The sequence below is a fragment of the Prosthecobacter sp. Pr1 genome (assembly GCF_057652315.1).
Genome location: NZ_JBYFBS010000004.1, coordinates 411,378 through 425,600 on the forward strand (window position 1 = coordinate 411,378; position 14,223 = coordinate 425,600).

Consider the following 14,223-nt stretch of genomic DNA (forward strand, 5'->3'; position numbering starts at 1 on the left):
CTAACAGAAGAGGGCGAACTTTGGCGAGCTAATTTTTGTGCCGGGATGAAAATAGCGAAGGCTTAGCCCTGCTTAATTTCGATGGTTTCTTTCGTGGGTTTACCATCCGCCCCGAGAGGCGAAATAATGGCTTTGGTTTCTTCCAATTTGAGAATGTAGTACGTCTTGCCAAGGCCGGGAAGCTGGAACGAGCCCCCTTCTTTCACCCCAGGAATGACCTGACGCTTCTTCCAGCGGAATTCGAACTCAGCCTCATAATCGGCCAGATTCACTTCCTTGCCTTCCACCAGCTCAAATTCCTTCTGGGTGGACATATCGAGCATTTTCAGAATGTAGGCATCCTTGGGCCCAAACTTCGTTTCGATGGTCTTTTTATCGGCGGAGAGAATTTTGAAGCGCAGGGTGCCTTTGTCGAAACCAAACTCCTCGTTGAGAGGCTTGAAAACACTGGCGCGGGTCGGCACCAGACGCTGAATCTGGAAAGTGCCATCACTGCCACCCTTGAGCATCAGGATGTAGTCATGGCTGATGCGCTTGGTCAGGAACAGCTTGTCCGTATATGGCGGCATCGAGCTCGCATCCCGTGGATCAGTCTTGGCATTGAACTCTTCCAGGTTGGAAAACCCGTCGTTGTCCGCATCCAGCTGGCCCACGTTGGGCGAAAAGATGTTGGGGAGCTGTGCTTCCGGCGGGTTTTTCGTCAGATCTCCCGTGAGGAAGAGGTTGGTCATCGGTTCACGCAGCTTCGGCTCCGGCAGCAGAAGGTCGAAAAGCTTCCCGTCCTTCATCACCAGCATCACGGACTTGTTCAATGGCACCGCCTTCTCATTTCGCACCGGGGAAAGCCATGAATACTTCTTCTTGAAGGTTTCGGTGGCGTCTTTCACCTTCTGGCTTGCGGGTGCGTTCAAGTCATTCTTGGAGAACCCCTGTGGCAGGGTAAGACTTTCCTCAAGCCCTTGCGATTCGAGGATCAGAAACACGGCCACCCCAATCGCTAGAAGGGAGGAAATGATCAGAATGGTTTTTTCGTAGTTGCCCTGTCGGTTCTGCATGGTGGTGCTTTAAGGCTGCGGATTTTTATAAAGTGAGATCAACGTCCGGCGGGAGCCTGGGCCGCAACCCCTGCGGCGGCGTCCAAAAATTTGATCAGATCGATTTCGAGCCTGACTTTCAGAAGCTCATTCCCAAACACAGGAATGGCATCCACAAAAGCCGGCGGCGGCGGCTTGATCTCATCCGAGGGCGCCTCCTCCGTTTTGACAGGTGCATTCGGGTCACTAGTCCCTTCGGTCGGCAGTCTGACTTCAGAAACCAGCGGCCCATCCTGACGTTGATTCTCGATGCGCAGCAGCCGCAGGCTGGTGAAATACGGCATGTCAGTCGGGCTGGTCAGGCGGCTGATCAGCAGCTGCAATGGCCCCTGATCCAAGGTCAAAACCAGCGAAATCTGACGTTTCTCAACAATACCAGAGGGCACCTGCGCCCCTAACGCTGCGGCATTGTTGCTCCCCTGCGCGGCGGTGGAAGTTTTAGCGGAAGCAGCCTCGACGGGCAGCTTGGAGCGCTCCAGTAGATCCAGCGACTGCACTCCACATTTCATGAGGAGCTTCGTCAGCTCATCCATGGCGTCCAGATAACCGGAAAGCTCGGTGGCTTCGGCGCCGGATTTGGGCAGCGTGTGGGTGTAGTCATCAAAACCGAAGGCAAATTCTGCAGGGAGCTGCATCTTCGCCTGCACAGATGTCTTGCGGATTTCGGAGATCTTGGCTTTGAGTTTGTCCTGAAACTCAATGTCATTGATCGCCGCAACCTTCGGCTGAAGAATGAGCACCGTTTTGCCAAGGGTGTCCACCAGCTTCGTGTACTCGGCCACCGAGTCTTGTTTGGCCTTCAAATTGGCCTCCGTGGGTGCCAGTTGCGCGCCTTTCAGGCCGGCCACCTGGTTGCCCAGGCCCAGATAACCCTCCTTGGTTTCTGCATAGACACTCCATGCATCAAACAACAGATAGCCAAGGGCCAGCGAGCCGACGACGATTACGCCAAGAATGGCGGCCAATGGTTTATTTTCACGTATCCAGTCCATGATGCTTTATTGAAATTGCAGAGGATTGCGCAGAGGCATTTTAATTTCGAAGTGATAGGCGTAGCGCACTTCATCCACGCCACTGTCAACCTTCACATATGTGTCACGTTTGGCTTCAAAGTCCGGCGCGTTGAAGGCGTCCAGTTTCGCCAGCTTCGCGGCAAAATCATAGACCACCTTCTGCTCTCCTTTGTCGTTCTTACGATACAGCCCTTGCATGCGCAGTGTGTAGACCGGTGCAGCAGGCGCCCCTCTGGAGTTGCTGCTGTTATTGGGAGCAGGCCTGCTGTTGTTCTCTTCACCGCCCCACAGCGATTTGGTGATGGGTTTGTCATCCTTCAGCACTTCGATCACAGGCAGCCAGATCAGATCATTGTCGAACTGCTGATTGAGGTCATTGAGCAGATGCGCCCACCAGGAGCGGTCGGTCACCGCCTGCTCCAGCTGCGCGCTGCGAACTCGGAGCTCTTCCTGCTTGGCGTCAAGCTGGCGGATTTGATTGGCCAGACCACTGAGCTGCCCGCTTTCAGCCTGCAGGGCGGCAGCACGTGTTTCCACCACCGCAGTCGCGCTCTTGAACCAGAAGATCGAGGCAGCCAGTGCCCCCATGATGCAGATCCCGGACAGAATCAGGGCCGGTGCACGGCGCGCTGCGTCACGCGCCGCAGCCAGCTTCCCGGGGACGAGTTCGATTTCACAAGGGCAGGAGCCCATGCCACGCAGTGCCAGACCGATGAGTTCTCCAAGCGCCGGTGCATCCATCTGGGCCGCATCCGCGCTCACTCCACGATCCGTCTGCACACCACGCAGCCCGTTGTAAATTTCCACCGGCAGCTTCAGTTTTTCCGCGAAAAACTCCGCAATGTAGCCTGCACCCGAGCCACCGCCCGCGAGGAACACGCGCTTCGGCGCGCTGCCACCCTGCTGGCTGCGGTAAAAGGTGATCGTGCGCATGATCTCAGCATGGAGACGCGTCATCGAATTGCGCATGACCTTGGACATGGCGTTCACGCCTTCGTCCGGATGGTCTTCCACCGCTCCGCCAAGGGCCACAAAGCCCTGGGAACGCTTCTGGCGTTCGGCCTCGGCAAAGGAAATGCCGAATTCCTTGGCGATCGCATTGGTGACTGCAGCACCACCCACCAGCAGATTGCGGGTGAAAAAGCGATCTCCTTCAACAAACACCAGATTCGTGGAGCGGGCGCCCATGTCCACGATCAACGCAGGCTCATCCACATCAGGATAGCTGTAACGGAAAGCGTTGTAGAGCGCCAGCGGCCCCACATCCATCCCTACCACATTGACGCCACAGGAAGAAACTTCCTCGTGCATCTCGTTCAGCGGCTCGCACTTCATGGCGGCCAGCACCACTTCGATTTCGCCCAGATCAGACTTGGAGACCACTTCGTAGTCCCAGGAGACTTCATCCAGCTGCCACGGCACATTCTGCCGCGCTTCGAACTCAACGATCTGCGCCAGCTTGTCCCCCTGCACAGGAGGCAGCTTCACAAAACGGCTGAACACCGGATGCCCGGGGACGGAACACCAGGTCTTCTGCCCCTTGATCTTCACCTTGGAGACGAGCTCCTGCAGCGCCGACTTCAACTGGGGCAGGCGGCTGACATCCACAGAAGGATCGCCATCCAGTTCAATGATTTCGTACCGCTTCAGGATGAGATCCCCTCCCGACGTCTTGCCGAAGAATGCTCCGCTGACACGTTGGGAGCCGAGACTGATGACTGCAATGCTAGTTGGGTCTGCCATGCTGGGAAGGGTTTATATCACTGATCTGTTGAAAACTTGCGGCGAGTTCGGCGGCTTGGTTACTTGACTTTGACCGGCACATCGTAGTCGCCAAAAACAGCCGCGAAGGGCGTCTGCATCTTGTTAAGCACCATTCCTTGCATGATCGCAAAATTGTCTTTGTTCTCCCACCACGCATTCTTGCCAACGCTCGACTTGGCGGCAATGACTTTACCATCCACGACGATTTCAACGCCCCACCCCTGAATGTCGACAGAGGCCGTCACGGTGTCCTTCATGGTGAGGGACTTCATCGCGGCTGGAGAAATGTAACCCAGCGCGTGGCAGGGTTCATCCGCAGGGATGTCCAGCAGATCCAATGTTCCCTGAAGGACGATGCGTTTCGGTTTGGCATCCTTGGTCATTTCTTGCAGCGCCGCATAAATGTTCAGCTGCATGCCCGGGTAGCTCCCCTTTCTTCCGCCCGCCTCAACAGGAAGCTTGATGTCAAACTCCACATCAAATTCAATCCAGTTCTTCGGCGTCCAGCGCTTCATCTTGACGTTGGAGACGCTCAATTGCGGCGTCTGCTGCTCTTCGACCTGCACATTTTTGATTCTCACTTTCACATCAGGCAGTTTTTCACCAGTCGCCGGCGCCTGCGCCTGAACGACATTGGCAAGAAGGAGAGATGCGAGAATCAAGCTGAGAGGTTTCATTGTGTGGGCTGGTTGTTCCAATATTTAAAAGTTTTATCAGCAAAACACCCTGCGCATCAAGCAGGGATTCGAGAAAGTCGCGAAAATACGTCACTGTGCGAAAATTTCCGTCTTCATGCAATTCCTGCGATGGCAGGCGACAGAGGTCTTCTTGGGGTGGCTCATTACGGTCAGTTCAGGGGGCGGGGAGCGCGGAGTCTGTGGCAATCCCGTCAGAGTGCAAGCAAAAGACAGGCGGGGATTTCGTGAACATCTAAGGCTTGTGCAAGTCTGATTTCGAAGCCTAAACTCCCCTTCTTCATCATGACGTTCTCCTGCACTCGACCCGCCGCCCTCCTTTTGGGCATCCTTTCATTGGCCGCCTGCGATCAGTCGGATAGCCCCGTGGTGGAAAAAGCGATCAGCGATCTGGAAAAACAAAAGCAGGCAACTCAGGCTAAACCAGCAAGCGCCCCCGCTCCTCCTGCCAGCGCCCTGCCTTCCCCCGGCATTCTTGCTTCCACCGGCCTCGCAGCCAAGGATGAGCGCGCCGAAATCATCCTGCTTCTGCCTGACACACGCATCGCCATGCAGGAATTCCAGCGCAATGGCCTCGCCATGCTCGTCGGCAGGCAGGTGGGCTACCAGCTCACCACCAGCGACGCCGCCGGCAGCAGCGCCACGCAGATCGAACAGTTCCGCCAGGCCATCGCCACCAAGCCTGCCGCCATCATCATCAGCCCCATCGATCCCCCTGCGGTTGCGGCACTCATCGTCGAAGCACAGACCCTCGGCATCATCGTCATCGGCCTCGACAAACGCATGCTCAACGAAGGCTGCGCCAGCGTTGTCTTCACCGATCAGCGCAAAGTCGGGCGCATGGCCGCAGACACCATCATCGAAGCCCTCAAACGCAAAGCCGCCGAAGAAAAACGCACCGAGGTCACCGGCCGCGTCGTCCAGCTCCGCGGCACTGCAGACAGCTACTCCTCCAATGAGATCGCCGAAGGCTTCAGCGAAGGCCTCCGCACCCAGTCCGGCGTCATCCTCGTCCATGATGCCCCGGCCGATTGGAGCACCGATACTGCAACCAAGTGCACCACCGAAGCCTTCAACCTCCAGAAAAATTTCGACGCCATCTACGCCCAGAGCGATGCCATGGCCCTCGGTGCCGCCAAAGCCGCAGAAACCGCCGGCCAGCGTGAAAACATCTTCATTATCGGCACCGACGGCCTCTCCGGCCAGAAGCGCGGCCTCGAACTCGTCCGCCTCGGCGACCTCGACGCCTCCGTCGTTCAGCCCGCCCTCGTCGATCTCGCTCTCAAGATCATCATCAAGTTGCGCAGCGACAAAACCTTCAAACCTCAGCCCTCCTATGAAATTCAGCCCGTGGTGATCCTGCCCAAAAATGTGGATCAGATGCTCCGCACCGGCACCTACAGGCTGCCCAATCTGTGAACCAACAACACTCCCCATCCACCATGTTGCGCTCGCTCACCGCCCTCCTCTTCCTCCTCGCCTGCGTCGGCCTGCCCGCGCAAGAAACCGCAGAACCCAAGCCCGACGCCAAAACACAGCTCGAAGCCGCGCAAAAGCTCGTCAAACAGGTCTCCCCCGGCGTCTACGATCTCAACGGCATTCAAATCACCGCCGCCACCCGCGAGCTGCGCATCCCCTGCTCCATCCTCCATCAAAAGCTCCCCATCGAGTACGCCCTCTGCCATGAAAACGGCGAGAAAGTCCACGAGACCATCCTCGAGACCAAGGTCAAACCCATCCAGATCCAGCTCGCCCTCCTCCTCGCCAATTACCAGCCCGCCACTCTCGGCATTCTCGAAAAACTCGATCCCAAAGCCGAGCGCCCCTACAACGCCAAGGACACCGAGCCCAAAACCCCCGGCGCCAACCGCCTCGCCATCCACGTCGAATGGAAAGAAGGCGACAAAACCAAAAAAGTCCCCCTCTCCGACTTCATCCAGAACATCGAAAAACGCAAAACCCCCGACGACCTCGACACCTGGATCTTCAACGGCTCCATCATTGATGAAACCGGCTTCGCCGCCGAGCAGACCGGCTCCATCATCTCCACCTACGTGGATCGCGCCGCCATCATCAACTCCGCCGCCAAAGGCAACGAACGCGACGACCTCTGGATCAGCATGCCCGCCAACATCCCCGCCGAAGAGACCAAGGTCACCCTCATCATCACCCCAGGGAAATAGCACTGCCTCTCGGCCGAGCAACGCATGCCCCTCCGTAGGATGGGTGTGGCGACAGCCCGCCCGTCCATCAGCGCTAGGCAACGCCCCTGATTGCAAAATAAAATAGCCCCGGTCAAAAAGCGCCCGCCGCCGCCTCGGCATGGACAAGAATCGTCCACCCACCAAGACGCCCCCCTTGCCCGTTGACGCCGCCCTCTTTCCCTATCCAGTGCCCTGTACCATGAAAATCCCCGCCTTCCTCCTCGCCCTGGCGCTCGGCACCACCGCCGCCTTCCCCCAGGCCGCCACCCAGGCCTCGCGCAATGAATCCCTCAAGCAGGAACTCCGCCTCGGCGTCGAGCGCGGCCTCAATTTCCTCCGCAGCAAACAAAACCCCACCACCGGCCAGTGGGGCGAGGCCGAACCCGTCGCCATGACCGGCCTCGGCATCATCAGCTTTATGCTCGATCCCAATCGCAAGCCCGGCGATCCCGTCCCCGCTGAAGTCGAAAAAGCCACCAAGTTCCTCGTCGCCCAGGCACGCCCGGATGGCGGCATCTTCATCAAAGGCCGTGGCAACTACAACACCGCCCTCGCCCTCACCGCACTCCTCCTCAACAACAAGCCCGAGAACGAGGAAGTCATGCTCAAGGCCCGCCGCTACCTCGTCAACTGCCAGGTCGATCTCGATGAAAAAGGCAAGCAGGACAATCCCCTCGATGGCGGCATCGGCTACGGCGACGAAAAAGGCATGCACGCAGACATGTCCAATCTCACCTTCGCCCTCGAAGCCCTCTACTACTCCCAGTCCCTCCTCGCAGACAAAGGCGACGCCGCCAAGAACGAGCCCCAGCTCAATGTCAGCGCCGCCCTCGACTTCATCCAGCGCTGCCAGAACCGCCCCGAAAGCAACAAATCCGCCTGGGTCAGCAAAGACCCCGACGACGCCGGCGGCTTCATCTACAACCCCAGCGAAACCCGCGGCGCCAAAGTCACCAATCCCGACGGCAGCATCGCCCTCCGCAGCTACGGCAGCATCAGCTACGCCGGCCTCCTCAGCTTCATCTACGCCGGCGTGGACAAAGACGACCCACGAGTCAAAGCCGTCATCGAATGGCTCCAAAACCACTACAGCCCGGATGAAAACCCCGGCCTCGGCGCCGCCGGCCTCTACTACTACTATCAGACCATGAGCAAAGCCCTCAGCATCGCCAAGATCGACTACATCAAGACCAAGGACGGCAAGCTCATCGACTGGCGCAAAGACATCACCGAAAAACTCCTCAGCCTCCAGAAAGGCGACGGCTCCTGGTCCAACGCCGAAGGCCGCTGGATGGAATCCGACCCCGTCCTCACCACCAGCTACATCCTCATGGCCCTCGGCCGCATCCACCAGACCCTCTAAAAAGTTGCCCCGTTGCTGTGCAACAGGTGCCTCTTCCCACAAACGCCGCGCCCTCAAAAGCGCGGCGTTTTTTTTGTGCCCCCACGCCAAAGACACCCCGTCTGGCCACAGACCCCATTTGGACTGCGGTTGCGCAGCTACCGCTTTCGACGGCCTCACTGACTCACACATGCCAAAGAACACCCGAATGCGGGAGCCGGCAATTCATCGCCAGCCCGCCAGACCAAAGCCCACCACCAATCACGCGAAAGCCACTTCCACCACCCTCCAAACATCCTTCTCGACATCCCGCTGCCCCCTTCGGTAATCTCGCGCCATGCAACGCGCACGTCGCCTAGTCCAGCTTCTCACCTTTTTCTTTGCCACCTCTTTGTATGCCGAGTCGGCCGGGATGATCACGCGTGTTTTCCAAACACCGAACGACTACGGTGGAGAATACACTCCTGGCGACCCCACGCTGACACCACCCGGTGATCCATTTTCAGACAGGCCGCCGCCTGCACCCGCTGCGGTGCTGCCACGCAAAAGAGCCCGGGACATTCTTGAGCATGCAGGCATCCCCTTCCCTGAGGGAGCCATGGTCAGGTTCAATCCCAACACGGGCCTCCTCAGCATCACCAACACCCCCGCGAATCTTGAGCTTGTCGAGGCCTTCCTGGACTCCATTCGCGCCCAGGGGCCCACCACCATCACCTACACGCTCACGGTGATCGAAGGCCCGGGGGAACTCATCCGCCAGGCCAATGCCACCGCCGCGCGCAGCAGCAATGCCGCCGCCGAGCTGGCCCTGCTGCTGGAGCAGGTGAAAACTGCCGGGTCCAAGGTGCAGGTGGTGGGAGATGCCTTTCTCGAAACCAAGTCCGCCTACCGCGCTTCCTCCGAAGCCGTGTGCCAGCACTCCTATGCCAGCGAGTTCAAGATGGACTCAAAAAGCCGTGCCTCCGTGACCCGGGACACGCACCTGATCGGCTTGAAATTTGAGCTGGAGCCGACCCTCGGCAGCGATCACCGCACCCTTGAAACCACCCTCAGCATCGAGCTGCATCCCATGCCGCCAATCGAGCGTCAGATCAGCCTGACCGAACCCGCCTCCGGCCAGATGGCGGAGTTTCCAGCCAGCGACATCTGCGGTGCTCACTTCACCACCAGCTTTGCCTCCAGCAGCGGCACCACCAAGCTCGTGGGCATCACCAAGCCCGTCGGGACCAGCCAGGAAAAAGAGGACATCCTGTGGGCCGTCTTTGTCACCGGGACAGCACACCATGCAGAGCCCGTTCCCTTTTCAAAAGCAGTCACTCCCGCACAGGTGGCGGAGGCTCCGCCCGGACTGATGGCGGCCGCCTTCAATGTCCCGGAAGACCTGTTCGAAAGCCTGATGGAAAAGCCCGGGCCGCTGCAGCCTTGGTTTGAGGCCCATGGCATCGTGCCCGTAAAGGGAGCCACCGCCACACATGAGGGCGGTGTGCTGCAGGTCATCAATACCACAGACAACATCGAGCGTATCGCCGCTCTGACCGAGGAATGCCTCCGCCCCGATCTCAACGCCAAGACCGTGGCCTTCACCCTGCATACCGTGCAGGCACCTGCCGACCTCCTGCGCGATCTCACGCACCGCGCAGCGGCTGCCTCCAGCGATCAGACTGAAATGTGGGCCGCAGTGGAGCAGGCGATCTCCCGTGGTGAGGCGAAGATCATCGACTCCGCCTTTCTCGAAACCAAGCCCGGCACCCGGGCCACACACGCCGCCACCTGCGAGCACGAGTATGTTTCCGCGCTTGGCACCAGCGCCAAGGGCCAGCCCAGCATTGCCTTTGAGATGCGCCCTGTGGGCTCGGTCTTCGAAATCGAGCCCACGGTGGGCACCGATGGCCGCGATGTGCACATCAACTACAGCTATGAACTGCATTCCGCCGCGCCCATGGCGCGCCGCGGTCACTTCCGTAACCCCGGCTCCAAGAAGGCTTTTGAGATGCCAATGGAAGATTTTCATTACTGCAAAATCACCACCGGGATCATCATGCCCAGGGGAAGCATCAAGCTCCTCGCCCTCAACAAACCCACCGGCCGCAATGAGCCCGGCATGCTTTGGGCCACCTTCCTGAAATGCGACCTCGTGCCGCAAGTCGCGAAAGCCCGGCCCGACCCCGCCTCAGTAGGCAAGCCCAAGCCCCAGCTCGATCCCAAAGCCTGGAACACCCGGCAGTACCGCGTGCCGCCAGATTTTCTCTCCTCATCTGGCCCGGCAACTCCTGAGCCACGACCGCGCATCACGGCCAGATACATCCTCGAAGCCGTAGGCATTCCCTTTCCTGAAGGAGCCACCGCTTCCTACAATCCGGCAGCCTCCATCATGTTTGTAAAAAACACCAACGAGAACCTCGCGCTGGTGGACGCTTATGTGGAGTCCATCACAAGAACCGCTCCGAAGAACATCGTGTTCATCACTCACATCCTCCAGGGCCCCGGCCCGCTGCTGCGCCGCCTCACCGCCCAGGCCGCGAGCAAGAGCGACCACCGTGCCGAACTCGATGAACTCCTCGCCGCTGTGAAGGCAGGCAGCGTGCAGCATCTCAATACCGCACGCATAGAAACCCGCTCCGGAGAGCGCGCCACCACCCGGCAGGGCCGCGAGCACAGCGCCGTCTTCGGCGTTAGCGTGAACGACCAGGGCGAGCCATTCTTCAAGCAGGAGATGCGCAACGTGGGCCTCAAGATCGAACTCGAAGCCATCGTCGGCGCAGACGGCATCCTGGTGGAACTTGCACCGCTCATCGAATTCCACACCGCAGAGCCGCTCGAGCATCGTGAGGAGGTGATCGACACTCTGGGCGGCAAACTGGAACGCCCCCTCACCGACTACTTCACCTCCAAGCTCACCACCGGCATCACCCTCCCCGACGGCACCGCCCGCCTTCTCTCCCTCTACAAGCCCACCGGCAAACCCGAGTTCGAAAAACAAGACATCCTCCAGGCCATCTTCATCACCTGCGACATCCTCCGCCTCGAAGATCCGACCGTTCTCAAGTAGCCTCTTTCCGTAGCTTTCTCATCCCGTCATCTCACCGGCATGTCGTTCCACATCCGCAGTCTCATCCTGCTTCTCGCACTCGTCTGCACCATGGCTATGGGCGCAGAAAAGCCAGAGATGCAAACCCGCACCTACCAAGTCCCTCCAGATTTCCTCTCTATCGGCAACGCCTTGGGAGATACGCCTGTAGATCCCTTCGCCACCCCACCCCCCGCTCCACCTGCGGCGCAGGATGTCCCACCTCCCCAGCTCAGGACGGCCAGACAAATCCTCGAATCAGCAGGCATCACATTTCCCGAAGGAGCCGGCGCCATCTTCAATCCACTCACCAGCCAGCTCACTGTCAAAAACACGCTGCCAAATCTCGATCTCATTGAGGCTTATACAGTATCAGGCCATCGTGCACCCGCCCTTGTCGCCTACACTATCACCGTCCTCGAAGGCTCGGGCGATCTCATTCGTGAAGCCAATGCGCTGGCATCACAAAACGTCAATGCCGCGCCAGCACTCGCCACGCTGCTTGATCACTCGAATAAACCCGGCTCCACGGTCCGCGTCGTCGGCGATGCGTTTCTCGAAACCAAATCCGGCACCCGCGCCGTCCTCGAAGCCGTGTGTGAACACAGCTATCCTGCGAACTTCACGCTTGATGCCAAAAGCCGCGCCTCAGTGACAAAAGAAATGAAGCAGATCGGCCTGCATTTGGAAATCGAGCCCACGGTCGGCGCAGACGGAGCCACCATCGAGACCACGCTCAGCCTGACACTTAATGCGACACCTCCGACCCAGCGCCAGGTCAGCGTCAACGATCCTCTCACCAGCCACGCAGCAGAGTTTCCCGTCTCCGACATTCCAGGCACGCAAATCACCACTGGCCTCAGCCTCCGCGCTGGCACCACCAAGCTCATCGGCATCACCAAACCCGTCGGTACGCCGCAGGAGACCTCAGACACGCTCTGCGCCGTGTTTCTCACCGCTTCTCTGCGCCGCGTAGAAGCACTGCCCATGCCACAGCCGAAAGTCACTCCACCCACCTCCGTCCCACCCGGCATGACGTTCGCCGCCCTGCCAGCACCAGAAAGTTTGTTTGATGAAGTTCTGCATGGCACGAAGCCCCTCACACTCCAGGCATGGATGGCTTTAGCCGGCGTCACCTTTCCCTCTGGCTCCATCCTCGAACATCGCGACGGCATCCTGCGCTGCGTGAACACGCCGGACAACATCGCATTCATCATGGCGATTATTGACCAAAAGCTTTCCGTCACTCCCAAAACCATTGCCCTGACCCTCCACACCTTGGAAGCTCCCTCATCCTTCCTGCGTGATCTCACACGCCAGACGCTCACCTCCGCCGACGATACCGCGATGTTCGCCGCCGTCGAAGCAGCCGTTGCCCGTGGCGAGGCCACCTTCATCAACTCCACCTTCGTCGAAACCAAATCCGGTACCCGCGCCACCCATCATGCCGCCCGCGAGCATCGTTATCTCGAAAGCTTCAGCACGAATGCCCAGGGCCACCCCAAACTCAGCCTCGAGACACGGCAGGTCGGCTCCATCCTCGAATTTGAACCCACCATCGGTGCCGACAACCGCACGGTGGAACTCGTCTTCAGCCACGAACTCCATCCCACGCCGCCCATCCTGCGCCGCGACCACTTCCGCGATCCCGCCTCGCAGCAGCCCTTCGACGCCCCCGCCACCGATTTCAACATCCTCAAAACAACCACCGGCATCAGCCTCGCCAAAAGCAGCACCAAGCTCATCTCTCTCAATCGTCCCGCTGGCCTCACCAAAGCAGACATGCTCTGGGTCACTTTTCTGAAATGCGATGTGGTGCCCCAAGTCGCGAAGTCCCGCCTCACAAAAGCAGAACCTGCACCTGCTCCCAAACCATCCGCAGACCCCAAAGCCATCCACACCCGCAGCTTTCGTGTGCCTCCCGATTTTCTCTCCGCAGGAGGGGATATGTCCACCTCAGACGGCAAAACAGAACGCAGGACAGCAAGGAAAATTCTGGAAGCAGCCGGTGTGACCTTTCCTGAAGGAACGGCCGCCTATTACGGACCTGCAACTAGCCAGCTGGTCGTCACCAACACGAATGAGAACCTCGACCTGATAGCAGCCTATGTTGACTCTATTCTTTATTGCCCACAGGTCATAACCGCCTTCACCGCCCACATCCTCCAAGGCCCCGGCCCGCTCCTGCGCCGTCTCACCGCCCAGGCCGCCAGCAAGAGCGATCATCGAGCCGAACTCAATGAACTCCTCGCCGCCGTCAAAGCCGGCACTGTGCAGCATCTCAACACAGCCCGCATCGAGACCAAGTCCGGCACCCGCGCCACCACCACCCAGGCCACCAAACACACAGCCATCACCGACGTGAGTGTGAACGAAAAAGGCGAGCCCTTCTTCACTCAGCAGACGCGTGAAGTCGGCCTCACATTCGATCTCGAATCCACTGTCGGCGCAGACGGGGTCACCGTCGAACTCAACATCTCCCCCGAATTCCACACCGCCCCACCCTTCGAACACCGCGAGTACCTCACTGACACCCAGGGCCGCCGCCTCGAATTCCCCCTCACCGATTACTTCACCTCCAAGACCACCACCAGCATCACCATCCCCTCCGGCTCCGCCCGCCTCCTCTCCCTCTACAAGCCCACCGGCAAACCCGAGTTCGAAAAACAAGACATCCTCCAGGCCATCTTCATCACCTGCGACATCCTTCGCACAGGCGAGTAGCCCAGTTGCGCCGCAACTCGACTCCAGTCAGCCCCGCCGAGTTCGTAGTCCAGGGTTCGCTTCGCGGCAGCCCGTCTGGTCAAGGCATCGTCAAAGTCTATAGCAGTTCGCAAAACTCCTTTCCGTTTGAGTGCGCATGAGGTTCGGTTTGTCGTAGAGAGACAAAGGAGCAAAGACGGCAGAGATGGATTTCTTTCTCTGCTCCCTCTGCATCTCTGCCCCTTTGCGGCAAAATCGAACGTCTCAGCCACTTCGAAACGTCATGTCGCCGAGCGCCCTTTTAGGAAATCCGTTTTGGAATACGCTATATGCCATCAAAA

Annotated in this window: 9 protein-coding genes; 5 read left to right on the top strand and 4 right to left on the bottom strand. The window is 59.0% G+C overall.

Annotated features, from left to right (window positions below; translation table 11 throughout):
* Window positions 1–62: 62 nt before the first annotated feature.
* Genes AC24GY_RS09240 through AC24GY_RS09255 form a run of 4 tightly spaced genes read right to left on the bottom strand, consistent with a single transcriptional unit; the run spans window position 63 to window position 4,548 of the window.
* Window positions 63–1,055 carry an Amuc_1099 family pilus-like system protein gene (locus AC24GY_RS09240; RefSeq protein ID WP_487682220.1) on the bottom strand — a complete coding sequence of 331 codons (993 nt, stop codon included), beginning with the start codon at window positions 1,053–1,055 and terminating at the stop codon, window positions 63–65.
* Between the two features lie 38 nt (window positions 1,056–1,093).
* Window positions 1,094–2,086 carry an Amuc_1100 family pilus-like protein gene (locus AC24GY_RS09245; protein ID WP_487682222.1) on the bottom strand — a complete coding sequence of 331 codons (993 nt, stop codon included), beginning with the start codon at window positions 2,084–2,086 and terminating at the stop codon, window positions 1,094–1,096.
* A 6-nt stretch (window positions 2,087–2,092) separates the two neighbouring features.
* Window positions 2,093–3,850, bottom strand: a complete 1,758-nt coding sequence (gene mul2B / locus AC24GY_RS09250; protein WP_487682224.1) for an Amuc_1101 family PilM-like pilus complex protein — start codon at window positions 3,848–3,850, stop codon at window positions 2,093–2,095.
* Between the two features lie 59 nt (window positions 3,851–3,909).
* A complete protein-coding gene (locus AC24GY_RS09255; RefSeq protein WP_422319727.1) occupies window positions 3,910–4,548 on the bottom strand; it encodes an Amuc_1102 family pilus-like protein in 639 nt (212 codons plus the stop codon).
* 303 nt (window positions 4,549–4,851) lie between these two features.
* Between AC24GY_RS09255 and AC24GY_RS09260 the strand changes: the two genes are divergently transcribed.
* From AC24GY_RS09260 to AC24GY_RS09280, 5 genes are all read left to right on the top strand, one after another.
* The gene (locus tag AC24GY_RS09260) at window positions 4,852–5,985 is read left to right on the top strand and encodes a sugar ABC transporter substrate-binding protein (protein WP_487682226.1); all 1,134 of its coding nucleotides are present in this window, start codon (window positions 4,852–4,854) and stop codon (window positions 5,983–5,985) included.
* 23 nt (window positions 5,986–6,008) lie between these two features.
* On the top strand, window positions 6,009–6,749 hold the full coding sequence (locus AC24GY_RS09265; RefSeq protein WP_487682228.1) for a YdjY domain-containing protein: 741 nt from the start codon (window positions 6,009–6,011) through the stop codon (window positions 6,747–6,749).
* Between the two features lie 220 nt (window positions 6,750–6,969).
* Window positions 6,970–8,133 (top strand): prenyltransferase/squalene oxidase repeat-containing protein, encoded by a 1,164-nt coding sequence (locus AC24GY_RS09270; protein WP_487682230.1) that lies wholly within the window; start codon window positions 6,970–6,972, stop codon window positions 8,131–8,133.
* Between the two features lie 316 nt (window positions 8,134–8,449).
* Window positions 8,450–11,161 (top strand): hypothetical protein, encoded by a 2,712-nt coding sequence (locus AC24GY_RS09275; protein WP_487682232.1) that lies wholly within the window; start codon window positions 8,450–8,452, stop codon window positions 11,159–11,161.
* A gap of 39 nt (window positions 11,162–11,200) precedes the next feature.
* A complete protein-coding gene (locus AC24GY_RS09280; protein WP_487682234.1) occupies window positions 11,201–13,903 on the top strand; it encodes a hypothetical protein in 2,703 nt (900 codons plus the stop codon).
* Window positions 13,904–14,223: the final 320 nt, after the last annotated feature.